Annotated in this window: 16 protein-coding genes and 1 pseudogene; all 17 read left to right on the top strand. The window is 51.7% G+C overall.

The annotated features are described in order from the left end of the window. Window positions 1-992 precede the first annotated feature (992 nt). The 17 genes and pseudogenes from ACWKWM_RS09100 to ACWKWM_RS09020 all read left to right on the top strand — a co-directional run bounded on the left by ACWKWM_RS09100 (window position 993) and on the right by ACWKWM_RS09020 (window position 25,811). The gene (locus ACWKWM_RS09100) at window positions 993-1,814 is read left to right on the top strand and encodes a hypothetical protein (RefSeq protein WP_483845838.1); all 822 of its coding nucleotides are present in this window, start codon (window positions 993-995) and stop codon (window positions 1,812-1,814) included. A 19-nt stretch (window positions 1,815-1,833) separates the two neighbouring features. Further along, on the top strand, window positions 1,834-3,243 hold the full coding sequence (locus ACWKWM_RS09095) for a DUF4214 domain-containing protein (protein WP_483845813.1): 1,410 nt from the start codon (window positions 1,834-1,836) through the stop codon (window positions 3,241-3,243). Window positions 3,244-3,392: 149 nt separating this feature from the next. Next, a complete protein-coding gene (locus tag ACWKWM_RS09090) occupies window positions 3,393-5,870 on the top strand; it encodes a glycosyltransferase (RefSeq protein WP_483845837.1) in 2,478 nt (825 codons plus the stop codon). After that, window positions 5,870-8,266, top strand: a complete 2,397-nt coding sequence (locus ACWKWM_RS09085) for a glycosyltransferase family 2 protein (RefSeq protein WP_483845812.1) — start codon at window positions 5,870-5,872, stop codon at window positions 8,264-8,266. Before ACWKWM_RS09090 ends, ACWKWM_RS09085 begins: the two co-directional genes overlap by 1 nt. 56 nt (window positions 8,267-8,322) lie before the next feature. Continuing rightward, the gene (locus tag ACWKWM_RS09080; RefSeq protein ID WP_483845811.1) at window positions 8,323-9,489 is read left to right on the top strand and encodes a nucleotide sugar dehydrogenase; all 1,167 of its coding nucleotides are present in this window, start codon (window positions 8,323-8,325) and stop codon (window positions 9,487-9,489) included. Window positions 9,490-9,597: 108 nt separating this feature from the next. Continuing rightward, the gene (locus tag ACWKWM_RS09075) at window positions 9,598-10,644 is read left to right on the top strand and encodes an HAD family hydrolase (protein ID WP_483845810.1); all 1,047 of its coding nucleotides are present in this window, start codon (window positions 9,598-9,600) and stop codon (window positions 10,642-10,644) included. A 42-nt stretch (window positions 10,645-10,686) separates the two neighbouring features. Next, window positions 10,687-13,014, top strand: a complete 2,328-nt coding sequence (locus ACWKWM_RS09070; protein WP_483845809.1) for a rhamnan synthesis F family protein — start codon at window positions 10,687-10,689, stop codon at window positions 13,012-13,014. Window positions 13,015-13,090: 76 nt separating this feature from the next. Further along, on the top strand, window positions 13,091-14,464 hold the full coding sequence (locus tag ACWKWM_RS09065; RefSeq protein ID WP_483845808.1) for a glycosyltransferase family 2 protein: 1,374 nt from the start codon (window positions 13,091-13,093) through the stop codon (window positions 14,462-14,464). 540 nt (window positions 14,465-15,004) lie between these two features. Further along, window positions 15,005-15,976: a CatB-related O-acetyltransferase gene (locus ACWKWM_RS09060; RefSeq protein ID WP_483845807.1), complete on the top strand. Its 972-nt coding sequence runs from the start codon at window positions 15,005-15,007 to the stop codon at window positions 15,974-15,976. 133 nt (window positions 15,977-16,109) lie between these two features. Further along, window positions 16,110-17,013: pseudogene (tnpC, locus tag ACWKWM_RS09055) on the top strand (IS66 family transposase); the annotation flags it as partial. 776 nt (window positions 17,014-17,789) lie between these two features. Continuing rightward, window positions 17,790-18,272 carry a GtrA family protein gene (locus ACWKWM_RS09050; RefSeq protein ID WP_483845806.1) on the top strand — a complete coding sequence of 161 codons (483 nt, stop codon included), beginning with the start codon at window positions 17,790-17,792 and terminating at the stop codon, window positions 18,270-18,272. A 3-nt stretch (window positions 18,273-18,275) separates the two neighbouring features. Further along, window positions 18,276-19,130: a polyprenol monophosphomannose synthase gene (locus tag ACWKWM_RS09045; protein ID WP_483845805.1), complete on the top strand. Its 855-nt coding sequence runs from the start codon at window positions 18,276-18,278 to the stop codon at window positions 19,128-19,130. Next, a complete protein-coding gene (locus ACWKWM_RS09040; RefSeq protein ID WP_483845804.1) occupies window positions 19,127-20,587 on the top strand; it encodes a hypothetical protein in 1,461 nt (486 codons plus the stop codon). Before ACWKWM_RS09045 ends, ACWKWM_RS09040 begins: the two co-directional genes overlap by 4 nt. Window positions 20,588-20,863: 276 nt before the next feature. Further along, window positions 20,864-22,303, top strand: a complete 1,440-nt coding sequence (locus tag ACWKWM_RS09035) for a mannose-1-phosphate guanylyltransferase/mannose-6-phosphate isomerase (RefSeq protein WP_483845803.1) — start codon at window positions 20,864-20,866, stop codon at window positions 22,301-22,303. Window positions 22,304-22,438: 135 nt separating this feature from the next. Then, on the top strand, window positions 22,439-23,800 hold the full coding sequence (locus ACWKWM_RS09030; protein WP_483845802.1) for a phosphohexomutase domain-containing protein: 1,362 nt from the start codon (window positions 22,439-22,441) through the stop codon (window positions 23,798-23,800). 2 nt (window positions 23,801-23,802) lie between these two features. Beyond that, entirely contained in the window at window positions 23,803-24,597 is a 795-nt protein-coding gene (locus ACWKWM_RS09025; RefSeq protein WP_483845801.1) for an ABC transporter permease, read from the top strand. Next, the gene (locus ACWKWM_RS09020; RefSeq protein ID WP_483845800.1) at window positions 24,594-25,811 is read left to right on the top strand and encodes an ABC transporter ATP-binding protein; all 1,218 of its coding nucleotides are present in this window, start codon (window positions 24,594-24,596) and stop codon (window positions 25,809-25,811) included. Before ACWKWM_RS09025 ends, ACWKWM_RS09020 begins: the two co-directional genes overlap by 4 nt. Window positions 25,812-25,945: the final 134 nt, after the last annotated feature.

Genomic DNA, 25,945 nt, shown 5'->3' with positions numbered 1-25,945 from the left:
GGGGCTGCGAAAGCGCCGCAGTGTACCACCCGCATTTGAGGGAGGCAGCACCAAAGGGCCACCAAATTGCTACCCGTTCGGCAGAAATTCATGAATGTTTTGTCAGGTTCGGTTCTGACACCGAAACCTAGAACTTTTTCTTATATAGTTAGTTGAATATCGAATTGTCCCGCGGAGTAACTTCCAGCGACAACTTCAATGAAAGCACGGAACTTTAAGCCTTCTTGAAGTGTCGTCGATTCTCCAGCTCAGAATGCTCTGACTGATCTTCCACAAAACTTTAACTAGTTGTGTCGCCAAGGCTAGCCTATCGACTGCTTTCTCACTTTATTGCGAATGCAGGCACCGTCGTTGAGGTCATCGCGATTGAGCAGCCGTTGCCCGTTTTTTTGCGCAAACCGGTGGGGGCGGCCGCTATTAGGACATCTGAAAGCGTTAGTGACATGAGCGATCGAATTGCCCGAAATCACCGGAACAGAGCCTTTCTTCTCGGGACTCACCGCTCACCTTAGTCAAGCGCACTGTCGTCGGTTACGAATTTCTGCCCGCGAGTCATCAGACGCGCTGCCACGCAATTTGCCTAAGACTTACGTCACGCACTGCTTGATGGCCACCACCGCAAAAAAGATCCTTCTGAAGATTTTCTTCTATGCGCCCGCGTAAACAGTTCACTCTTTCAGACCAACGGCATTAGCTAGGACTAACGATTGAAACACTCGCAACGCCCAACTATTCCCCCTATCCGTTTAGAGGGAAATTTCCTACATTTGCGGTTGACAATTCCCACGAATGACTTAATCTCGGCCTTCGGTGGTAGCCAGCAATGCGCCATGTGTAATGACTGAAGTTGGGCAGTACCTGCGTTTAGCTGAACTGGGCAAATTGATTGACCCAACATTTCAGCTCAGGATAAGAAGGAAGCTTATTGAGTGCAGTCGCAAAAATTAGATGGCCTGAAAATCACCTCCCGCGTGACGCTGCTAGAGCCCGGGATGTACATTTTTCGTTATGCCTCACAGCCCATCGCTGAACGAAGTGTGTTCATTGCATTGCAACAAGCGCCATTAGGCAAAGGCGTGATTGACTTCTTCCCAGGGGAAGGCGTCAACAAGAACATGCTTACCAAGCTTGGCGACTGCATTATTGGTCGCGTTAAAAGCGGCGTAGCAACGGTTCTGATTACCGAGTACTACCTGGCCGACGTCGAGGTCGACCCTGTCGATCTGCGCATTGATCGCATCGACACCTCCGCCGCCATCATGCGCAACTTTTTGCCCTCCAAGCCTGCTCCTGAGGCTGTCGCATTTTCCAAAACCGCCCCTGTTAACGCTGTATTGAAGCTTACCGGACACATCCAGGAAACTGGCGAGATCTGCGTGACCGATCAGTGCTTGGGCGAAGAGAACTCGACTAACCGACTCGAAGGTTTTTCCATCGTTTGGGAAAACAAGCCCGAAGGAATCGACCTTGTTTACACCAGCACCATCGCGGGCGCCGGCCCTAGCCAGAAAGTGCTAAGCGGCAGTTTCACCGGGGCACGCGCCAAAGGCGCTTCGCTCGTTGCCGTGGGCTTCGGCCTCACAGGCCCGGAGCGCGATGCATATGAGTTGACGGGGTACGCCGCATTCACGGGCGGCGGTAAACAAGCCATCGTCCCAGAACAAATGCTTTTTGGACCCAGCGGCAGTGAGCCGCTGGTAGCTCTACAGATTTCGATTACTCCCAAAACTGAGATCAACGCTCTCCGCCATAAGTCTCTCAGGGAAAAACCTGCGATTACGCAGACAGATAGCAACATCGGCCAATTGGCCTGACACATCAGGAATATGACTCATGGCACTGCAATATGATGCTCCAGTAACAGCAGCAGATCTGACCACCAGCCTGAATGCAAACCCATCCATTTCTGATTCCACCATCGCAGCCATCAGCTCCCTGCTGAATCTGGACGTTGCTACCACTACTGTAGCGGTAGCTTCTTACAACGCTGTAACTGGCGAAATCACTGGCCAAGATGGCGTGACTCCAGACGTAGTCACCATCTCGACTGACGACACCAACACCCTGGCACGCGCCGCTGCTCCTCAGGTCACTGTTGATCTGAAGCCAGTTGCAGACGCTTCTGTGTTTATCTTCGAAAGCGACGCTGGCGTGACCGCAACTCTGGCTACTACTGCCGGTGCTGACAAAATCATCGTTGGCGGCAACGGCAACGACAACATCACCGTGACTGGCGACGCTAACGTCACTGTCGACGGCGGCGACGGTAACGACGTAATCACCACTGCTGGCGGTAACGACACCGTTATCGGCGGCACTGGCGTCAACGTCATCTCTACCGGTGCAGGCAACGACACCATCATCACTGGTGCTGGCATTGCCAACACTATCGATGCTGGCACAGGTTTCGACACTGTTCAGATCGGTGGCGCACGTGCTGACTTCACAGTCACTCAGTCGGGTTCGACTTTGATCCTGAACGGCGACGACCAGACCACCAGCGTTACTCACGCTGAGTTCCTGAGCTTCACCGACGGCCAGACTGTGGCTATCGCTGACAACGCTGAAGACGCTGCTGCTCTGCGTCTGTACGAAGGCCTGTTGGGTCGCGACGCTGATGCCGGCGGCGCTGAGTACTTCACTGCTGCACACGATGCGGGCGCAAGCGCCACCGCGCTGGCTGAAGTAGTCGTGAACTCGGCTGAGTACAAAGACGTCGTCACCGACAGCTACATCGACGATCTGTACAACAACCTGTTGGGTCGCACCGACGGCGCTGACCAGGCTGGTCAGGACTTCTGGTCCAACGCAGTCGCTAGCGGCCTGAGCCTGTCCGACCTGGCCGTTCAACTGGCTGATTCCGCTGAAGGCCAAGCTGCAACCACCACTGACACCGCGTTCGTGAATGGCTTGTACGAGGCTGCACTGGGTCGCAATGCAGATACCGCTGGCCTGGACTTCTGGGTTGACGCTCTGGCTAACGGCACCAGCCGCACAGATATTGCTTCGGGCATCATCACTTCGGGTGAAGCTGCTGACCACGCTAACGTCGAGTTCGTGAACTCGCTCTACACCAACGCTTTGGGTCGTGACAACGACGCAAACGATGTAGGCGGCAAAGCGTTCTGGCTGACCGCGCTGGACAATGGTGTATCGCAAGCTCAGGTAGCTATCGACATCGTCGGTTCTCCTGACGCACAAGCTCACATCACCAACGTTGTAGTGGTTCCAGGCTCGGTCTAATCGACCGCTCCTAAGCCAGTCCGAATACCGCCAGCCGCAAGGCTGGTGGTTTTCAAAAAAGGGGCTCCCTCGCGGGCGCCCCTCTTTCTTTATTTGTGAATCAGCCGATGGCCACTTCTACCCCATTTGTCCTTGAGCAGGGCACGCTCATGGAAAAATTTCAGCTTGCCCGCCAGACCGGCGAGCCGGAACAGGCCATTTTTTTTCTAGAAAAAGCGCTCCAAATACCTGAATACCGATCCGAAGCCTTAATCTGGAAAGGGATCGGAGCGATGCAACAGCAGCGACTGCACCAGGCTTTCCTTTACCTCAGCTCAGCCGCCGCTGCATTACCAAAACGCGCCGACATCCAGGCGCTGATCGGGCGTGTCGTGTTGACGCTCGGTCAACCCGCACTTGCGACGCAGTTACTACAAGCTGCCTTGAAACAAAACCCGACCGACGCCGCCTTGCGCTCAATGCTCTGGCAGTCACGAAGTCGGAACGAAGCGCCAGCGAAGCTACGCAAGTCAATCCTGGCGCTCTTGCCCGAAATAAAAAACGCGCAAGAGCTGCAGCTGATTATCGGCCTGTTGACGAAACAAACGGGCAACTCTAGCTTCCTTGGGGTAGCGCAATACGACGCCGAACGGTGTGAAGTTTCTGGCTGGGCGATCAATCTCAAATCACCTGAAAGCCCGGTAAGTGTCTACGTGGAATCTGAACGTGAGCGCTTTGAGTGCATGGCTGAATCCGAGCATCTGTTACTGACCCAAGCGGGACTGTGCGTAGGTCACGGAGCGTTCCGGGTACAGGTCAAAGACCCGGCAGAGATACTCAAAGTGCGTTTCGAGGATGGCACATGCTTGATCGGAAGCCCGCTCTCGAACTTACCGATATTCCAGCCGCCGTTACCTTTCAGCATCCATGCAGGTCGCCAGGAACCGGTCGATATCCTGGTTCCGGTTTACGACGGCTACGACGAAACACTGGAATGCCTGCACAGCGTGCTGCGCAACCGCGCGTTGAACCGCACCGCGCATCGCCTCGTCGTGCTGGACGATGCCACGCCTAACTCCGCACTGCGCGAAGCATTACAAGCACTGGCTGCGGCGGGCGAGATCGAACACGTTCAGCATCCGGTCAATCTGGGCTTCATCCGAAACGTCAACCGGGGCATGGCATTGAGCCCGGAGCGCGACGTGGTCTGGCTCAACGCCGATACACGAGTGCACGGCAACTGGCTCGATCGTTTACGCAGCGTGGCCTACAGCGAAAAAGACATTGCTTCTGTGACGCCGTTTACCAACAACGGCGAGCTGATGAGTTTCCCGGTGAGCCGCGTCAGCCAGTCGATGCCCACTGCAGAAGAGCAAGCGGTGCTGGACGACATGGCGCAACTCGCGAACAGCCCGCCGATTGAAATCGAAACTGGCTGTGGTTTCTGCCTGTACATAAAGCGCAGCGCCATCGATGTCGTGGGCTATCTGGATGAAGTGCACCTGCTGCGCGGCTACGGCGAAGAAACCGATTGGTGCCTGCGCGCTCGCAGTCTGGGCTGGCGCCACATGGGTGCGCCCGGTGTCTTCGTTGCCCATCAGGGCGGCATTTCCTTCGGTGACGAAAAGGCTCTGCGCGTCGCGCACAACAACGCCATCTTGAAACGTCGTTATCCGGACGCCTCCAACCGGTATCAGGATTTTTGTCTGCGCGACCCGCTCAAGCCGTCACGACAGGCGCTACAGCGGGCACGCCTCAAGCAACTGCCAGCGCTGATAGCGAGCAGCCCAAGTTGTGCCTGGCCTGCGTTGGGCCTCAGGCAATTACACCTGCACACCAACGCTGGCGTTGATGCGCCTCTTAGCCTGAACTGGCGCCAGCAAGGCACGCGCACGCTCGTCACGCTCAATGCTCAATTGCAACCGTTGCTGCTCAGCCTCGACTACGAGCTGCCAGCAGACAGCGAGCGCTTGTTCAAAGACCTGCAAACCCTGCCGCTTGATGAGCTGATCTTTCAGCAACTGGCCGGTTGCCCAGCCGAGCTGCTTGATCTGCCATCGATGCTTGATAAACCTTATCGGATCATCTGCCGCGACGACGAGTTGTTGCGCCAGGGCAGTTCACGTGACTGGCCCGCTTTTGCACGCCACGCGCACAGCGTTCATCTGCCGTGGAAAGCGCTGCAAAAACGCTATGCCGCAGCACTGCCGAACGCGCGGTTCACCCTGGACGCCAAACGCAAAACGCTACCGGCGAGCAAACCTGCGCCTCACATCCTGTTTATCGCCGATGCCCTGCAAGACCTTCAGCTTGCCAACAAGTGGTTGGAGCTTGGGCGGCGCATTACCCGGGAAAGTCTGCCAGTGATGCTGCTCGTACACGGGGATAACGCATGGCAAAAATCCCTGCTGGCCACTGGCGCAGTTCATGCATTGCCAACGGTGGCTGGCCTGACGCTTGCTGATTGCCTGGCACTTGCCGGCTGCAAAGGCGCGTTGAGTCTTCAGCCCAACCCAGGCGCGAGCTGGAATGCCCCTGCGTTGGCAGCTTCTGTTGGCCTGCCGCTGTACGCGATGCCGGGCCCAGTCGCCAATGAAGCGGGCGCTTTGTCTATCCACTCATTACCACTTTCACCGAGCCGGGCCTGATGTCAGAAGAAGTCATAACGAAGCCATCCGCCATCGGCCAGCTTGAGTCCCCCGCCACCCTTCGCGGCGCTATCACTGGCCTGTACGGTGATGTGCTGCAAGGTTGGGCGCTGGACATCACGCAACCGGATCAACGTCTGGTCGTTGAAGTGCTGATCGATGGCGCGTGCGTTTCCCTTGTACGTGCAGACCAGTTTCAGCCCAACGCGGAGATGGGCGATCAATTTCACGGCTTTGGCGTACAGCTGCGCCAGGCCTGGCTCGACGATGCACGCCACATTACCGCTCGAATTGCCAATCAGGATTACAGCCTGAAAGGTGAACTGACGCTTCCAGTTTCTCCGAGCAAAGAACCGGCACCCGTTGCGTCACAAGCCTGGCATAGTGGTGGTCTGCGGATCAGCGGATGGGCATGGGACCCGGAGGCGCCGCAGCGACACGTCGAAGTGACCGCGCGCGAAGACAGCCGCGTATTGGGTCGTGTGTCTTGCGACACACATCACCAGGCACTGGTTTATCGCGCCACCAGCGATCATGGCTTCACCCTCGACCTGCCGTGGGAGCTCGCGGACGGCAAGCTTCACACCCTGCATATCGAAAACGATTTGGGGCAGCCGTTGTCTGGAAGCCCGATCAAACTGTGTTGCTGGCCCGAAGGGCTGGAGGGTCTGCTGAAGCTGCACGACCAGACCGGGCCCGACGATCAGACGCTGGCGCTGCTCACCCAGGTCGCCAAAGAACAAACCCTGCGCTCGCCAAAAAGCGCAGGCTTCAATCATTACCCGCAGTGGTTTGAAGTGTTTCAGGACCTGCCTCCTGAAAAGAATACTCGCGCCAACTGCAAGATTGGCTTGCTGCTGCTGAGCGACGGCGACCTGGAGCTGGAAGGCGTCAGCTTCGCCAGTGTACGTGCGCCCAAGTCGACGCCGCTGAAAGTCGCCAGAACATCCGCCGACAACCTGCTTCCTGCGCTCACGGAGCTGCTGGACGCTGGCTGCGATTGCATCATCCCGCTCACCGCCGGCGATCGTCTGAGCAAATACGCGCTTGATCACCTGACCGGGCTACTGGAAGAAAGCATCGCGTGGGGCTACGCCGATTGCGACCGCGATGGTCCGCAAGGTGAACGAAGCCTGCCGTGGCTCAAGCCTGTGTGGGACGTGGACCTGTTCATCGGCGCGGACATCTTTACCCCAGGCGCGATCTTCGGCGTGGAAATTGTCCGCGCGGCATTGTCCCTGCTATCACCGGCCGATGAACTCCTATCGCTGAACTGGCATTTCCTGATTGCTGGCATCGTCCTGGCCACTGAAAAGCTGGAAGCGCATGTAGTGCATCTTCCGCAGGTGCTTTACCACCGCGATCACCGAACGCCAGCAAGCCCGGAACAAGCCTGGCCCTCGATGGACCGCCATCAAGCGATTGCCTGGTTATGCCAATCTCTTGAACCTGGCGCCACGGTCAGGGCACTTCCAGCATTCCCGGCATTACTTCGCGCGCACTGGCCGTTGCCCCCTACCCTGCCGAGCGTCAGCTTGATCGTCCCGACCCGGGACCAGTACAAACTGCTGCACGCCTGCATTGAAGGGCTGCTCAACGACACTGACTATCCGAACCTGGAAATCATCATCGTCGACAACCAGTCCAGCGATCTGCAAACCCTTGCGTACCTGGCAGAACTGCCAGCGCGAGGCGTGAAAGTGCTGCATCACCCCTACCCGTTCAACTACTCGGCCATCAACAACCGAGCGGTTGAACACGCGAGCGGTGAAATCATCGGACTGGTCAACAACGACATTGAGATCATCCAAGCGGGCTGGCTGAAAGAAATGGTCAGCCAACTCCTGCGCCCGAACGTCGGCGCAGTTGGCGCGAAACTGCTGTGGCCCAACCGCATGGTGCAGCACGGTGGCGTCGTCGTCGGCGTGAACGGGCTGGCCGCGCACACAGGCAATAACCTGGAAGAACGCGACGCCGGCTACATGGGCATGAACCAGATAACCCGACGCCAAAGCGCCGTAACCGCCGCTTGCCTGCTGGTCCGCACCTCGGTTTACGAAGCGCTGAATGGCCTGGATGAACATGCCTTCCCGGTGGCGTTCAACGATGTCGATCTATGCCTGCGGATTCAGCAGACCGGCCTGAACCTTATTTGGACTCCGTTTGCGCAATTGATACATGCCGAATCCGCCAGTCGGGGGAAAGATCAAACGCCAGAAAAATATGCTCGCGCTGTCCGCGAGCAACAGCGTTTCGTTGAGCAATGGTTTGCCGCCGGACAAGATGACCCGCACTATCACCCTGCGTTGAGTCTAGATTATTTGAGCGGGCCTTACGGCGGATTGGCGATACCACCTAGGAGCAGATTTGGCAATTCCAGAAAAATTAGTAGATGACCAACATCGAAGAAAAACGACCTGTGACATAGGTCATTCTTAAAGGTAAATTTCTGATGAAGATTGCTGTCGCTGGGACGGGCTATGTCGGCCTTTCCAATGCAGTGCTATTGGCCCAGCATAACGATGTAGTTGCTTTGGACATTCTCCCAGAGAAGGTACGGTCTATAAATCAACGGAAGTCGACGATCGAAGATCCAGAGCTTGAATTTTTTTTAGAAAACAAAGAGCTCTCGCTATATGCCACAACTGACAAATCCGTAGCGTATAGGAACGCAAGCTTTGTAGTTATCGCTACTCCCACTGACTACGATGCAGACTCAAACTACTTCAACACCCAATCGGTTCAATCGGTTATAAAAGACGTGATTATCGAGGCGCCCAGCGCAACCATAATAATCAAGTCAACTGTACCCGTCGGGTTCACTGCATCAATGCGCGAACAGTTCGGCACAGACAAAATAATATTCTCGCCAGAGTTTTTACGAGAAGGACGCGCGCTTTACGACAACCTATATCCTTCTCGAGTAGTTGTTGGCGATAAATCATCAGCAGGTAAACAGTTCGCGGAACTGCTAGTACAGGGGGCAGTTAAACAAAATATAGAAATCTTGCTGACCGATTCAACAGAAGCGGAAGCAATTAAACTTTTTTCTAACACTTATCTTGCTATGCGTATAGCTTACTTCAACGAGCTCGACACCTACGCTGAGCATCTTGGTCTTGACTCGCGCCAAATTATCGAGGGAGTCGGGTTAGATCCACGGATTGGCAGTCACTATCACAACCCATCCTTTGGGTACGGTGGATATTGCCTTCCAAAAGACACCAAACAGTTACTCGCTAACTACTCTGCCGTACCTAACAATCTGATTCGCGCCATCGTAGACTCTAATTCAACCCGCAAAGACTTCATCGCTAGTTCAATCCTAAAGTTGAACCCAAAAGTTGTTGGCATTTACCGACTAATAATGAAGTCGGGGTCAGATAACTTTAGGGCATCTTCAATTCAAGGGATAATGAAACGTTTAAAAGCGAAGGGAGTCGAGGTTATAGTATACGAACCAGTACTCCAAGAAAAAACCTTTTTCCATTCTAGAGTCATAGAAAGCCTTGCTGACTTTAAAGAGCAAGCAGACTTAGTCGTAGCAAACCGAATAACTCCTGAAATAGTCGATGTGAAGGCAAAAACCTATACAAGAGACCTGTTCGGTGAAGATTAACAAATTCCGTGTGGGCGGGAACATAACTGAGGGGCTGCAGGCCCTGAGTAAAATCCGGCGAGCCCACTCTAGGAATCTAAAAACATATTCGACGAACGGGCCCACGCAATGAGAAGTTCCTATACCGCTTTATACGAATTTGGTTATAGCTTTCTTTCGCCAATCATGAACCATTACGTCAGAAAGATATCAGAATATTCAATTGAACAGCGGCCAGTTTGCCTCGCCCGAGAAGGCTGGCTTTTCTTTGAATTAATAAATAGAGTCCGGGAAAAGAAACTACTTAATATACGACACGAACCAGTATATTTAAAGGTATCCAGAACGCTGCTTTTTAGAAGCATGCTAGGAGATCTCGAAGTTTGGCAATTGGCGCTAGAGAATAAATTCAAAGGCAATGTTCTAGATCTGATGATAAAACGCTTCGGGCTGCAACTTCATGAAGCTTACGAGATACTGCCGGCTGAATTGTTAAGATTTAAAGTCACCCTACCTGAGGAAAAGGATAAAGTTGTCCAGTGGCTAACTCCGCACAAGGCCAGAATGCAAGACCACGTAGAGCCCACCCGGCGCGCTCTTTTCGAGTATTTGAGGAGAACATTAGCTGGCGAAGAACATCTAACGCCTCTTATGCTCGATTTGGGGTATGCAGGTACAATCCAAAAAATAATCACACGAATAATTAAGCGCGACACATCCGGATTGTATTTCATAGCGAATAAATCAGGAGACACTCAAGTTGCTGGGCAGATCGCTAATATGCGCGGTGTCTTCAAAGAGGATATCAGTTGGTCCCAAGGCTACCTTATGCTCGAGCGGTCTTTACTGCTCGAAAGCTTAGTCACTGCGCCTCACGGACAAGTCAGTGATATTCGCTTGCGATCAGACGGTAATTTTGATTTTTTCTATGGTAGATCAGCTGCTCCGCAACGTTACGCTCAGGATCTAGAGGCAATTATGAAAGGAGCCATTGCTGGGGTGGAAGAGGGATTAACAAAAAATATTGAATACAACCCTGAGGAAATAGAAGCTTTATACGCGGGCTTTGCTCTGTCACCAAGCGCGATACCTAAAGCAGCGTTTCATCTATTTAGCATCGACGATGATTTTTCGGGATTGGGAATTATAAGTCCCGCACAACTATTCGGTCTTTAAGATAAACTTAGTTACAGGGCGACCCCCAAGCGAAGCTATGACATGACAAACAAATCAGATCAACAAAATATAATTTTGCAAAGAACGATCCAGTTAGTGGAACAAAGTGGAGCTTTCGATCAAAAGCACTATCGTAAGCAACTCAAAAAAGCTGGACTGAAACAGCAACGCCTTATTGAACATTACTTAACAGAAGGCTGGAAAATCGGCCTTGATCCGCACCCTTGCTTTAGTACAAATTTTTATTTAAAAAACAATGAAGATGTCCAGAAACTTGATTTCCATCCGTTCATTCATTTCATTATGTACGGATACCGGGAGCACCGTTCTACCAAACTTGGATTCTCTTTGACGGATTACCGCCAACGTCATATCGATGTTAACTCCCCAGAAATAAACCCTCTAGCCCATTACACGCAACGGTACGGTCAGGCTGAACCCTCTCCAACTCAATTAATGCCAATTCCTTTACCGGCAAAGCTTAAACTAGACAAGCTAGGCGAGTTCGACGATATCTTGGCCGAAGCAGTACAACTCGGGCTATTCGATTACGAATGGTACTCTGCAACTTACAAAAAACAATTCAGTGATATTCAATCCGCGTTTACCGACTATTTACATAAATCTCGTTTCGCACCTATAAACCCTTCAATCTTGTTTGACAACGAACAGTATCATAGAACCAATAATGACGTTTATCATGCTCAAGCTAGCCCACTTCATCATTACCTGGCTTCTGGCAGAAAAGAAGGGCGACAGCATTCACACTTATTAAATAAGTGGACGCCAAATACGACAATTAACCCGCCTACATGGCTATTACCGGAAGCCCAAGGTTTAAAGATTGCTGTTTGTCTGCATATATTTTATGGGGACTACATTGATCGGTTTGCTAAGGCGCTGACAGACTTCCCCATTGACGTGGATGTGCTGATCACTCTCACGGATGCACGGTTGGAAAATCGCGCTCGAAAAGTGTTCGGGAAGCACCCACGAGTAAAAAAACTGACAATCAAATGTGTACCCAATCACGGGCGAAATTTTGGACCTTTATTGGTGGAGTATGGCAATACGCTTCTACAATACGATTTATTCTGCCACCTACATTCAAAGAAATCCTTATACTCTGGCCGAGAACAAACTCAGTGGGCAGAGTATTTAACAGAGTACCTAATCCAGGATAACTCAGTAACAACACGGCTATTGAACGCCTTCATCGAAGATAAAGAACTCGGCCTGTATTACCCGACTACATTTTGGATGATGCCGTCTTGGGTAAACCATGTCACGATGAACAAGTCACACATGGAACCTTGGCTAAAAGAATTGGAAATTAAAGAGTGTGACGGATTTTTGAGTTACCCCGCGGGAGGAATGTTCTGGGCTCGGCCACAGGCGCTCAAGCAGCTTCTAACCCGCAGCCACAGCTACATTGAGTTCCCACAAGAGCCCTTACCTAACGATGGATCGCCACTTCATGCTCTTGAACGTGTAATTGGATTGCTTGCCGAGCGCAATGATTACAAGCAGTTTTTCTATTACCCAGCTTCGGCAGAGTTTACTACAGACCAAAGTTATATCACGATGAACTATCACAATAGCGCAGAAGCGGTTCACGCGTTATTGCGAAACTATGGCAATATAAGCTTCGACGTATTCGACACCTTGGTGCGTCGTGAGTATACATTTCCGGACTTTGCAAAATTGCTCCTTGGCGAAGAATTGGCTGCACAGGGGCTCGTAACAAACGCGCAGGCATTCGTGAATTTAAGAAACGACTCAGAGTTTGCACTTCGTAAACGATCAAACTTTATAGGCGACATAAAGATACATGATATTTATTCTGAGATCGGAATAAGGCTCGGCTTGGGTGAAGAGCACGCGCAAAAAATGATGCAGCGCGAGTTTGAGTTAGATTTAGGTATGATCGTAGCTAAGGACGAGATGGTAGATCTCTTTAATGATCTAGGGAGTCTCGGTCATGTCCTCTGGGTCATATCAGACACTTATTATACGCGCGCTCAAGTAGGGCAAATGTTAAGAAAGGTAGGCATAACTGGTGCTTACCGTCTGCTTGTGTCAAGTGAAGAGCAAAAGCGAAAAGACAACGGCTCAATGTGGCGCATGGTAAAAAACGACCTTGAACTCGAAGGCGTTACCTCCTATATTCATGTCGGAGACAACGTCGTTGCCGACGCACAAATTCCCGGGGATATGGGACTAATGACTATGCACATCCTCCATCCTATAGATAAGTGGAAAGCCTTAGGGTTTCCATATCAAGCCGAAAACGCTTCCCCGATAAATGAGACGTATCTGTACAAATGGGGAAAACTCATTAGTTGTGTGGGCCGCGAGCCATTTTTATGACTATTCCCCTAATAGATACTCCATCTCATAGCAGCTTACAGGTTTCGTTACGCCGCGCTAACGTAGGAATTACATTATGCAAACAAAAATAAAACTTGCCGCGATCGCTAAAAACGAAGGCGCTTATATTCCTCAATGGGTTTTCCACCACTTGAAAGCGGGCTTCGATTGTCTAGAACTTTGGATAAATGGAACAACCGACAATACCCGTCAGATATTGCATGAGATTAGCTCTCGGCACCCTGGTAAGATTATATTAGTTGAGGCTGACGAACTACTTCGGGAAAGCAAGGAGCGATCGGTAAACTTCCAAATTGAAGCGTATTCAAAAATCTATAAGAATACCAAGGCCGAAGGTAGCTTTACCCATGTATTTTTTTTAGACCTTGACGAGTACTGGATTTCTTTGAGAACCGGAACTAGCATTCATGATTTCGTTGCTCAGCAGCCTGATTTTGATTCTACATCCTTCCAGTGGTTCATAGATATACCGAGTTATGAAACTACGCCGTTCGCTCCTATTTTAGCCCCGAAAATTTTGCTGCAGAAAGATCGACATGTCAAATCGCTGATTAAGATATCGGATAAAGAAACCAAAATCCTCATCCACAACAGTAAAATTACGGGAGGGAATTACTACTTAGGTAACGGCCAAATACTTGAGGAAACGAATGCAGAACAAGAACACAGACAAAAGGTTTCAATTGAATATTTTATTCAGACAAAAAAAGTCCAAGATGAGTTTTTTATTCTTCACTTGGTTTATAAGTCTCAAACTGAATACCTAGCATCTTTGACTCGCGGCCGAATACACGTCAATGATAACAATATATTCAAAATCAATCGCTATGGGTACTCCCCATCCGCTAATCCAGATCAAATAATACTGAGTTTTGGCGATACCGAGGTTTTGGACTATAACTTGAATTACAACAAGTTTCTCGAGGCTAATAATTTAAAGCAATTGATAGTAGAAGCTCAACGATTTGTTTATGCAAGATGCAATCAAGCGTTGGACCTGATTGCAAATGAGCCTTCATTGCTACAAACCTACAACCAGCAGCTGCGCGGATTACAGATTAAAGGTCTGGCCGAGACTCGACGCACATCCGATGGGCCATATTATCACATTGATGTTATTAAACTTATCGGCAACAATCTCACCATACGTGGCTGGGCTTGGGATCCCCTTTCAGATGAAAAAATTACGCTATCAGTTTTAACCCACTGTGACAATTCGTCGACCATTGAGGCAATAGAAAGACCTGATGTACGTCTTGTCCACCCAGATGCCTATCTCAGCTGCGGATTCAACATTCAGATTTCTCTTTCGGCCCAACAGATTGAGGCACTTAAACCTAACGAACTGCCTTTCAAAATTAATGCACAGAATAAATATTTCAATAAGGACCTGCTTACCACCAAAACTATTGTGATTGTTAAATCTTGATCAGTTTAAACTTGACCCATGCAACTTTACTATAGCATTTAACTATATGGCTGAACGTTGAAACACCTAAAGCCCGGTAAAAACATTGCGCCCGCCGTAACTTACGACGGGCCCTAACTCAAAGTTGTTTTACACAAAGATTACTTCACACATAATTTATGAATTAATTTGAAAAACATTGATGCCAGTATCGATCAAATTTGCCGCACAGCTGTTAAACCAAGTCAATGCAATATATTCATTACTCATATAAATCTATTGCCACACGTCTCCAAAATGACTCATGCGCATGGAGCTTTTAATCACTTCAGTCTCCTCGACTCTATGTGGCTATCAGCTAAGCTATTGCCTTCAACCTTGTAGACAGACTGTAGGATTGATTAAACCCCATCCTTCGCGTCATAGGTCACAATGTCGTACCTGACAATGACTTTTACGTTTTCCCTGCCGGCTAGTATTGCCGCGTTTACATGGGAAAGCTAAGCAAATATAATATGACCTATTACTGACAAACGCTTCTAAAAATCACAGGATCGTGCCATGTTCCCCGGACCCGCCTCTACTAAAGCCTACCTAGAAAAGCATTATAACCGCGACTTTTTAACCATCAAGTGTGGCAATTATACATACGGGCATCCGCGTCTAGAGGTAGCCGGAGGGGGTGACCATCCCCGAAAGCTTATAATAGGAGAGTACTGCTCGATAGCATTTGATTGCGTGTTTTTTGTAGGCTGGCAGGGCCGCCACCCTATGGATACACTTAGCACCTACCCACTCCACGCGATAATTTCTGGAACCTCGCTTGGAGAAGGGGATGAAAATAGAGAGTCCGACTATAACAATCGCAATCTCGACGTTGTTATCGGCAGCGATGTTTGGATTGGCGCCAGGACTGTAGTTATGGCAGGGGTAACAATTGGAGACGGCGCGGTAATCGGCACAGGCTCAATAGTTACTAAGGATGTTCCACCATATTCGATTGTGGCCGGGGTACCGGCGAAATTTATAAAAAACCGGTTCGACGATAATATCATTATGAGACTCATCAAGAGTCGATGGTGGGATTTTAACCCTCTGATTTTAAAGGAAATGCTAGGCTCGCTCGCTTTTTCTACTTCTGTCGACAAGTGCTTGGATATTCTAGAGCGCGTGAGAGAATCTGAAAAAAAATTGATAACGGATTCAGTGATAACCTATGCTATTGACCACGTAAAAATAAAAGACGATTGCGTAGATATCGGTGGCTGGGCATTCGAACATGATTCAGGCTGCAACATTGATCTTAACATTGCTCTTTTAGGCGAAGATCGGTCGGTGGATATTCGTAGAATCGAGCGCCCAGATGTTGTCGGTGCTCACGTAAAAGCAGCGTTAGACTGCGGCTTTTCTATTAGAGTTTCTCTCATCGATGGCGAAGAACAGACATTAGATCTCAAAAGCCTGCCTTTCGTAGTACAGGCTAAAATCGCATCTGATACTTATGTTCTAGATATAACTAAAGGTCGTACATAACCAAATAGGCATTATTGGGATGACTTATGGAACGTTTACCCACCGAGGTCTGTTCGCAGTGACAGCAAGCTGCTAGTGTTGCTTGCAACTTTGCTTGCACAGCTCGTTGCCTTTGTTTTTGTCGTCGATTAGTATTGATATCCCGCGCCAAACCTTGGCTCGCTGGATTATCCAATGTGGCCAGCACTTCCAGCCGCTGCTGAATTTACTGCGCGACGGTCTGTTGGCCAGCCGCGTCATCCACTGCGATGAAACGCGGGTGCATGTGCTGAAAGAGCTTGGCCGCGAGTCGAGCAGTCAATCATGGATGTGGGTGCAGATCGGCCGCCCGCATGATAAGCCGGTGATCCTTTTTGACTATACCAGCAGCAGAGCGGCGAAAGTGCTAACGCTCCTGCTCGATGGTTATCGCGGCTATGTTATGACCGATAAATATGCTGGTTACAACACAATGGGCGCACAGTTGGGAGTCGAGCGTCTAGGCTGCTGGGCAGATGCTCGTCGCAAGTTTGTTAAAGCGCAGAAGGTGCCGCCGAGGAGCAAACGCGGCGTGCGGATATCGCGCTGAACCTGATCAACAAGCTATACGGCATCGAACGCGATCTGATGGCTTGCGGCGATGCTGAACGTAAAATCGGTCATCACGAACAATCTATACCGGTATTGGCTCAGTTTAGGAGCTGAATCGAAAAGGCGCAGCCACAGGTCACAGCTTAGAATGTCTGGGCTAGGCCATCAGTTACCTCGCAAGCAACTTGAGCAAGCTGGTTCGCTACATTGAGGAAGGCTACTTACCGCTCGACAACAACGCCGCTGAACGTGCAATCCGTCTTCGTGATCGGAAGAAAGAACTGGCTGTTCAACGATACGCCCAAAGGGAGAGGGCCAGCGTTCAACTTTACAGCTTGTTCGAGACGGCCCAAGCCAACGGCCAAGAGCCCTATGCGTGGCTTCGCCACGCACTCGACCGCCAGCCAACGGCGACATCGGTCGAAGATTACAAAGCCTTGCTGCCATGGAACTGCCTGCCCGCATAACTTGGCCGAGCGCGCTACCCAGCTTTAGTTCTGTAGGGTTTATGGAGCGCTTACGATTCATTTGTTCAAGCCCACCGCTTTGCCAACGATTATGCTCGACGAATCGCTCGAAAAAGGGCGCCGCTGTCCCATGTGATATTGGGTGCCACGACGTCGGTTCGTAGAACGCAGTCAGCAACCTGAGCAGTGCCCATACAAACCGCAACAGCAGTCGTTTCGAATGTAAAGCTGTCCTCCGGTGCCGGCAATAATGATGTACACAGCGAAGATTATTTGACCCTGCACTTCGGCGGAAAATACCTATTCATGCCCCATACCCTGCAGGCCCTGATGATAGCGAAAGTATCATGCGAATGATGTTAAACACATGCTGCCCGGCTCCGAAATTGAGCCGCACTCAGAACAGATGAGCCCGACGTTTCATCATCCTAGGCCAAGTGCACGGCGTTGTTTGCTCTCCCGGCTTTCAAGGTGGGTAACCAGGATCTACAACGGTTTCACCGAAGAGTCAGCCAGACGGGAATCAAGGATGAATAGTGACCGAACATAGGAAACCTATAAATAACAGGGTTGTACGGTGATTGACCTAGGTCCCGTTGCTTCACCTCTCCGCTCTTTTTGCCCGGTAAATGCTTTGGGAGACGATGCCGTAAGCCGCCGTTCAGCTTGCTTTGCGCAACTGAAAACCCTATCATCCGCCCCTATTTTTTCAGCGATTGTCTCTACTCAATGGGGCCAATTAATAGTTTGAACACCACCAATGTGGGTAAGTACTTTTGATACCGAGACTAATTAGAAGGCTGGCGAATTTAGCTAACAGGTTGACGAGGGGTATTTTCCCGCTGTCGCTCATATCGTTTTTGATCGTCGGATCACTGGGCGTTCTTGTTCACATGAGCGTTCTCAAGACGCTGATGCTGACCACAACGGACAGCTTCCGTTACGCCAACGCGGCTGCGATGATCGTCGCCGCCAGCTTCAATTATTTGATGAACAACAAGTCAACCTACAGTGAGACGAGCCTGTCCGGAGGTCGCATTTTCGCTGGCTACGCCATTTATCTGCTCATAACTTCCGCCGGCTTGGCCCTCAGCCTGCTGATCTCCGGAGAAATCTACGACAAGACTGCGCTCCCGATGATTTCAGCTTTGGGAGGAATAGTAGTCGGGTCGCTTTGGAACTACTTCATGTCTTATAACTTTGTTTGGAAGATGCTGTCGCCTAAATCCAAACTCGAAAATCAAACAGACTTAAGTTAATAAATGAAAACATTGATTTTTTTTGCCACTTATAACGAAGCTGGCAACGTTACCTCCATGATTGAACGTATCAATGTCGCGGCACCGGATGCCGACATATTGGTAGTAGACGACAGTAGCAAGGACGGCACGCTGGATATCCTCGCCAGCCTTGCGCGACCAAACCTGAAGGTTATCGTGCGTCCCGGCAAGCTAGGCCTGGGAACGGCTCACCTACTGGCTTGGAAATACGCGATTTACCATTCATACGACGTGTTGGTCACGATGGATGGCGATCACTCCCACGATCCAGCTGACATTCCCAAGCTGATCGGCGCACTGGACAGCACAACCGACCTGGTCATTGGCTCTCGTTATGCCGAAGGCGGCAAATGCGACTACACCGGCTATCGCCTGCGAGTGAGCCAGGCTGCCAACAAGGCGGCCAGATTGCTGTTGGGCATCAAGCTTTCGGAGTTCACCACGTCCTTTCGTGCATTCCGGGTCAAGCGATTGAATAACATCGATTTCGACACATTGGTCGTTGGCGGGTATTCGTTTTTCCTCGCCGTCATTGTGCAAGCCTACCGACACGGTTTGAAGCTGTCAGAGCGGCCTATTCATTTCCATGAACGCAACGCCGGGGTTTCTAAAATTCCCCCGCTAGAAATTTTCCGGGGCATGGCGAACCTGCTTCGGCTTACCTGGACCCGCCACTTCACCAAGGTTGCAACCTCGGTCAACAACGCGGTGTTGAAGTGCGAGAAGTGCGAGTGTCCGTTTTCGCTGATACGGGTCGAGCAACAGCACTCAGCAGGCGTCATGGATGAAGTCTGCCTGAGTTGCGGCAACCGTCATGCAGGCGTCAAAGCGCAATGACGGGTGCGCACGCGAAGGGCTCGCGAAGGGCCCTATTGTTAGGCATTGCATTGATTATCCTCTCGGGCATCGTGGCCGGGGCGATTTTGCCATTGACTCAATCCCTCGCTGGCTTCCAGGATGGCGATGGGATACTGACCTCGCTGATTTCGACTCAAAAGCTGACTTGGTACTTTTGGGGACAAGATCGACTTCTGAACTTTATCCCTGCACTCGCCTCACCCTTTTCAGATGTTGAGTCCAACCTAAGGGCACAGGTCTTTCTCAGAAGTTTCTTTGCCTACCTTTCGCCATTGGGGATCTTGATCTTCTTCAATAGGAGCCCCAAGTTTTTGGTCATGGCGATTGCGATTACTAACGTAATCATCATCAGCTGCCTGAGCCAATACGCGCAGTTCAATTTTTACGTGCAGCACAATACGTTCGGCACGTCGATGGTGCTGCTCGCGCTAGCGTACTCGCTGACCTACGCCAAGCTGCCCAAGGCTGCCGTCGGCGTCGCAGTTCTTCTGATCTGCAGCATTGCCTATGCTACCAACTACGCGCTGCTGACCTACTCCATACCGGCAATCGCTTTGCTCGGGGTCCTGCGCTGGACTGACAAGACACGGTACATCGCGTTCTTTGCCCTCAACTGCGCCGCCGTCCTGATCGCCCGCTATCACAGCAAGGTCTTCGGCGTACCTTCTACCGAGTTCGGTCTGAATATCTCTCTGCAGGGGGTAATAGAGTCCCTGCGTGTCATTTATCAGAACCTCAATTTGATGTTCCTGCTGCTGTTTCTGGCCATTTCGCTTGTTTGCTACAAGATCGCGCCAGAGAAGAAGTTTCTGCAACTGAGCGCGGTGTTCTGCGTGGGTGCCGGGATCATCGTTTTGCTCGCCAACACGCTGTGGGTGCAGATGAACCTCTACAACGTGCGTTACTTCCTGACCAGCGAGCTGATCATTGCCAGCGTACTGGGCTTGATCATTACCCGCGCGCTGATGCTGGGCCAATACCAATACGTATTGGCGGCCCCGGCTGTCGGATTGTGGTGCTGCGTGTTTAGCTCCCTGGGGGGCTTCACCCCTACCTATAAAGAACTGGTGAACGTGGCGTGGCGTACAGATGCGTCGGCTGTAGCCAAGCTTGCCTACGCTGAAAAAGCGCAAATCATCACTGGTGGGTTCTGGGATGTATGGCCTGCGGTCTACGACACCAAGCAACTGCAACGTACTCTGCCTGTCTTCGGGGCGGCGTTCAGGGGTGGCGTGATGAAGGATGATTTCCTTGCCGCAACGAAAGGAAAAGGCGACATCACCGCGTTGTGCTTCCTCGATACTCCGGAACTGTGCGCAAACGAAATCGCGGGTAACTTCCAGGTGCAGGGCGATAGCCACCTCGTTGTTAAATCCAGCGAGCCTGTAACAGCTGGCGACAAGAAGCTGTTGAAGATGGTTGTGGAAGTTAACTGACCCCGCGCGGGCAATCGGCGCCGGGGGCAGTTTTGTGTTTTCCCCCGAGCGTTGAGGCGTGCCCTGAAGCCGTTGGGAGTAAAGCTTTGAGCTCTGTTTCTCTGTTATCCTCCGCGTTTATTGTGCGGACCGCTGCTTTAAACGTCGGGCACTGACGCGCCATTTCTAAGCCTTGCGTAGGGGAGTCCGCACGTCCCCCTCGCCAGATAACAGTTGGCCGTTCAATACCTTCCACTGTCAGTCAGCTATCAACGTGTACGTTAAGGATTATTAGCGATGGATTTGATACCCGTAATTTTGTCAGGTGGCGTAGGTAGCAGATTGTGGCCCGTTTCGCGCGAGGCCCATCCAAAGCCGTTCATGACGCTGCCTGATGGGCAGAATTTGATCCAAAAGACCTTTCTTCGGGCGTCCGCCTTGGAAGGTGTATCTGAAATTTTGACGGTAACTAATCGTGAGCTGCTGTTCAAAACCGAAGATGAATATCGCGCAGTCGGAAGCGCAGGCCGCGCCCTGGGCTACATCCTCGAACCTTTCGGTCGCAATACAGCAGCCGCTGTAGCAATGGCTGCGTTGCAGTTGAAAGAAGCCCATGGCTCCGAAGCGCACATGCTGGTGCTAGCGGCGGATCACCTGATCCAGGATGAAACCGCTTTTGCCGCCGCTGTGGCGAAGGCTGTGCGCTTGTCCGAAGCGGGCTGGCTGGTCACGTTCGGCATCCAACCTCAGTATCCAGAGACGGGCTTTGGTTACATCGAGGCCGACAGTGCAGCACTGGAAGGCGGGTTGAAAGTAGCGCGCTTTGTCGAGAAGCCTGACCTGAAAACGGCTGAGTCCTACGTTGCTGCCGGCAATTACTTCTGGAACTCGGGCATGTTCTGCTTCCAGGTGGGCGCTGTGCTGGAGGAGTTTGCCAAGCATGCGCCGGATGTACTAAGTGCAGCGGCTGCCTCTTTGGGCCGGTCTCGCGTCAGCACTGCCGAGGGCTATCGTTGCCTGTCGGTCGATGCTGATTCGTTTGCTCAAGTCCCGGACATTTCCATCGATTACGCGCTGATGGAGCGCTCGGACAAAGTGGCTACTGTCCCTTGCGACATTGGCTGGAGCGACATTGGTTCGTGGAACGCTGTAAGCGACCTGACCCACGCTGACGAAAACGGCAACCGTTTCGAAGGCGAAGTGTTGTCCCACGGCGCTCGCAACAACTACGTGAACAGTGAAGATCGTCTGACCGCGCTGGTCGGTGTTGAGGATCTGTTGATCATCGACACTGCTGACGCATTGATGATCGCGCACAAGGATCACGCGCAAGACGTCAAACACATCGTTACCCAGCTCAAGAAATCCGGCCATACGCTGCATCAGCTGCATCAGACCGTTCATCGTCCGTGGGGTACCTACACGACCCTGGAGAATGGCGAGCGCTTCAAGATCAAGCGCATCGTCGTCAAGCCCAAGGCTTCGTTGTCTCTGCAGATGCACCACCATCGCAGCGAGCACTGGATTGTCGTGAGCGGCATGGCCGTTATTGTCAACGACGACAAGGAACTGATGCTCAACACCAACGAGTCGACATTCATTCGTGCAGGTCACAGGCATCGTTTGAGCAATCCTGGTGTCATAGACCTCGTACTGATCGAAGTACAGAGTGGCGATTACTTGGGCGAAGACGATATTGTTCGTTTTGAAGACGTCTACGGCCGAGCCGGCCAGTAACTCTGATAATGTGTTTCGGTCCAGGTGCGCAGGGAATCTGCGGCGTACCTGGGCCGGATCGTCACTCCTACGGCGATCCCCTTCTCAAGCGCACCATGCTCGCTGCATGGGCGGGCATCTCAGCAAGTGAGCGATATGTACCCTCCTATTCAAACCCGTTGCTTCAAGGCCTACGACATTCGCGGCCAAGTCCCTAATGACCTCAACGACGATATCGCCTATCGGATAGGCCGCGCCCTTGTCGCCGAGTTGCACGGCAAGACGTATGTCGTTGGCCAAGACATGCGCCTTGAAAGTCCGGCATTGGCGGTCGCGCTGATCAAAGGCCTGACCGAGGCTGGTGCCGACGTCCTCGATATTGGTCTGTGCGGCACTGAAGAGGTGTATTTCGCGACCAGTCATCTGAAAGCTGATGGCGGAATCATGATCACCGCGAGCCATAACCCCAAGGGTTATAACGGTATGAAGCTGGTGCGCGAGCATTCGCGTCCTATCAGCGGTGATACCGGCCTCGATGCCATCCGCGCACGCGTGGATGCCGGTGATATCGGGGAGCCTGCTGTTACGCTCGGCGAAGTGCGTGAAGTCTTCGATAAGACCGCTTACATCGATCACCTGCTGACTTATATAGATGTCGCCGCGCTCAAACCCCTTAAAATTCTGGCCGACCCAGGCAACGGCGCGGCTGGCCCTGCCCTGCAAGCATTGGCTGCGCGTTTGCCACTGGAGTTCGTGTTCATCAATATCGAACCGGACGGCAACTTCCCCAACGGTGTACCCAACCCACTCTTGCCAGAGAATCGCGAGCTGACGCGTAACGCGCTGCTTGAGCACAAGTGCGACCTCGGTCTGGCGTGGGACGGCGATTTCGACCGTTGCTTCTTCTTCGACGAAACCGGTCGCTTCATTGAGGGCTATTACCTGGTGGGCCTGTTGGCCGAAGTGCTGTTGTTGAAGCATCCGGGCAGCAAGATCATTCACGACCCACGCCTGACCTGGAACACCATCGAACAGGTGACAGCAGCCGGTGGCGTCGCGATCCAGAGCAAAACCGGTCACGCGTTCATCAAAGAGCGCATGCGCCTTGAAGATGCGGTGTATGGCGGCGAAATGAGCGCTCACCACTATTTCCGCGATTTCGCTTATTGCGACAGCGGCATGATTCCTTGGCTGCTGGTAGCCGCATTGATGAGCAAAGCCGGCAAGACGCTGTCGCAGCTCGTGGATGAGCGAATTCAAGCGTTCCCGTGCAGCGGCGAGATCAACTACCGCGTCGATGACGTGAAAAGCGTAATCGACAGGATTCTGAATCACTACCTTCCACAGCAGCCTGTTGTGGATAAGACAGACGGCATCAGTATTGAATTTGCCGACTGGCGCTTCAGCTTACGGGGATCGAATACCGAGCCGCTGCTGAGATTAAATGTTGAGAGTCGTGCAAGTGAGTCGTTGGTCACCCAGCGCGTGCTTGAAATTGAACGGCTCATTGAGGGGTAAATATGTACGCAATGCTGAGGGGGCTTTGGGACTACCGAAGCTTCATCGTCACATCGATTCGCAATGAGTTCATCGCCCGCTTCGCCCGCAGTCGACTGGGTGGCTTATGGATGATTATTCACCCACTTTCCCAAGTCGCAATCTACGCATTGATTCTTTCCAACGTGTTGGCGGCCAAGCTGCCGGGGATCGATAACAAATACGCTTATGCCCTTTACCTCATGGCTGGCGTGCTTGCATGGAACCTGTTTTCCGAGATCGTGGCCAGATGTTTGAATCTGTTCATCGAGCAGGGAAACCTCATGAAGAAAATGCGTTTCCCGCGAATTGCGCTGCCAGTGATTGTGGTGGGCTCCTGCCTGCTCAACAACTTGTTATTGTTCGTCGCCGTGCTGGTGGTGTTCGCGGCGCTGGGGCAAATGCCTAGCCTAGAAATGTTCTGGCTTTTGCCACTCACTGTGGTGGTGACTGCGTTTGCCGTAGGTTTGGGCCTCGTGCTAGGCGTGCTCAACGTATTCGTTCGTGACATCGGACAGGTCGTACCTATCATTCTGCAAGTGTGGTTCTGGTTCACCCCCATCGTTTATTCAATCAACATCATTCCGGATTATCTGCGCGGCATGATGACTGGCAATCCAATGTTTTCCATCGTGAACGCTTACCACGACGTACTCGTCTATCAGGTTTCCCCCGGGCTCAACGAGCTTGCCGTCACCGTTGCAATCGCATTTTCGTTGATGCTGCTGGGACTTTTCATGTTCCGCCGCTCTGCGCCGGAAATGGTGGACGCATTATGAATCTGCTTACAATCAACAATCTGGGAAAGGCCTACCGGACCTATAGCTCGGAATGGAAGCGAATTGCGAACTGGTTCTTTCTTCCAAGCAAACCCAACCATGAGCATTGGGTCCTGCGGCACGTAAGCTTCGCTATCAAATCAGGGGAAGCGATAGGCATCGTTGGCCAGAACGGCGCGGGCAAATCCACGCTGTTGAAAATGATCACCGGAACGCTCCAGCCTACCGAAGGCAACGTTCAGGTCAACGGCCGGATTGCAGCAATTCTGGAACTCGGGATGGGGTTCAATCCCGAGCTATCGGGAAGGCAAAATGTGTATCACGCTGCCGGCCTGATGGGCTTTAACAATCAGCAGATTGACGAAGTTATCTCTGAGGTAGAAGCCTTTGCTGAAATCGGAGAATACTTCGACGAAAGTGTACGCATGTATTCAAGCGGAATGCAGATGCGGGTAGCGTTTGCAGTCGCTACTGCATTTCGCCCGGAAATTTTGATCGTTGACGAGGCGCTTTCCGTCGGCGACAGCTATTTCCAGCATAAAAGCTTCGCGCGAATCAAAGAGTTTCAGCGCCTGGGCACAACCTTGATTATTGTTTCCCACGATCGTGGATCGATTCAGGCCCTGTGTGATCGCGCGATTCTTCTCGACGGCGGGACGATCATCAAAGATGGCACGCCAGAGGAGGTCATGGACTATTACAACGCAATAGTCGCGGACAAGGAGAATGCCAACGTTGAAGTCGTGTCACTTGAAAGTGGCGCAACTCAGACGCGGTCCGGGAATCGCAAAGCGACGATTGAGAGCGTGTCTTTGCTTGATCAAACCGGTGCTCCGGTGGAGTACGTCGGCGTCGGCGATGAAGTCACCCTGACGATCAAGACGGCCGTTCATGAAGATCTGCCAGAGCTAGTGGTTGGTTACGTCATAAAGGACCGATTGGGCCAAAGTATTTTCGGCACCAATACCCATCACTTGAACTGCCAGGCGACAGGCCTGGTTGCAGGTCAAAAAACTACATACAAGTTCAAATTTCCTGCGAATCTTGGCATCGGTTCATATTCCGTCGCCGTCGCCCTGCACGCTTCCGACACGCATATCGGCGATAACTTTGAGTGGCTTGACTTGGCTTTGGTATTTAACGTGGTCAACATCGCCAAGGAAACTTTCGTGGGCTTGAGCTGGATGCCACCTACCGTTGAGATTGTAGTTTGACCTCATGATCTTAAACGGCCCTATCACCAACATGCCACCCCATCCATTTCGCCATCCGAATGGAAAAATATTCCAGATGGTCGAACAAAAAGACGACTGCACTCAAGGTCGAGCCATCATCGAGACAATCTGGC

It is taken from the genome of Pseudomonas rosaeacicularis, assembly GCF_057128745.1.
Note: the sequence above shows the minus strand (reverse complement) of the source record. Positions and strands in the feature narration are given on the sequence as shown.

Excerpts from the sequence above, each read along its gene's own strand:
- ACWKWM_RS09065 (WP_483845808.1), top strand. The coding sequence starts at position 13,091 with ATGCAAACAAAAATAAAACTTGCCGCGATCGCTAAAAACGAAGGCGCT.
- ACWKWM_RS09095 (WP_483845813.1), top strand. The coding sequence starts at position 1,834 with ATGGCACTGCAATATGATGCTCCAGTAACAGCAGCAGATCTGACCACC.
- ACWKWM_RS09020 (WP_483845800.1), top strand. The coding sequence starts at position 24,594 with ATGAATCTGCTTACAATCAACAATCTGGGAAAGGCCTACCGGACCTAT.
- ACWKWM_RS09035 (WP_483845803.1), top strand. The coding sequence starts at position 20,864 with ATGGATTTGATACCCGTAATTTTGTCAGGTGGCGTAGGTAGCAGATTG.
- ACWKWM_RS09040 (WP_483845804.1), top strand. The coding sequence starts at position 19,127 with ATGACGGGTGCGCACGCGAAGGGCTCGCGAAGGGCCCTATTGTTAGGC.
- ACWKWM_RS09085 (WP_483845812.1), top strand. The coding sequence starts at position 5,870 with ATGTCAGAAGAAGTCATAACGAAGCCATCCGCCATCGGCCAGCTTGAG.
- ACWKWM_RS09025 (WP_483845801.1), top strand. The coding sequence starts at position 23,803 with ATGTACGCAATGCTGAGGGGGCTTTGGGACTACCGAAGCTTCATCGTC.
- ACWKWM_RS09045 (WP_483845805.1), top strand. The coding sequence starts at position 18,276 with ATGAAAACATTGATTTTTTTTGCCACTTATAACGAAGCTGGCAACGTT.
- ACWKWM_RS09075 (WP_483845810.1), top strand. The coding sequence starts at position 9,598 with ATGAGAAGTTCCTATACCGCTTTATACGAATTTGGTTATAGCTTTCTT.
- ACWKWM_RS09060 (WP_483845807.1), top strand. The coding sequence starts at position 15,005 with ATGTTCCCCGGACCCGCCTCTACTAAAGCCTACCTAGAAAAGCATTAT.
- ACWKWM_RS09030 (WP_483845802.1), top strand. The coding sequence starts at position 22,439 with ATGTACCCTCCTATTCAAACCCGTTGCTTCAAGGCCTACGACATTCGC.
- ACWKWM_RS09090 (WP_483845837.1), top strand. The coding sequence starts at position 3,393 with ATGGAAAAATTTCAGCTTGCCCGCCAGACCGGCGAGCCGGAACAGGCC.
- ACWKWM_RS09070 (WP_483845809.1), top strand. The coding sequence starts at position 10,687 with ATGACAAACAAATCAGATCAACAAAATATAATTTTGCAAAGAACGATC.
- ACWKWM_RS09100 (WP_483845838.1), top strand. The coding sequence starts at position 993 with ATGTACATTTTTCGTTATGCCTCACAGCCCATCGCTGAACGAAGTGTG.
- ACWKWM_RS09080 (WP_483845811.1), top strand. The coding sequence starts at position 8,323 with ATGAAGATTGCTGTCGCTGGGACGGGCTATGTCGGCCTTTCCAATGCA.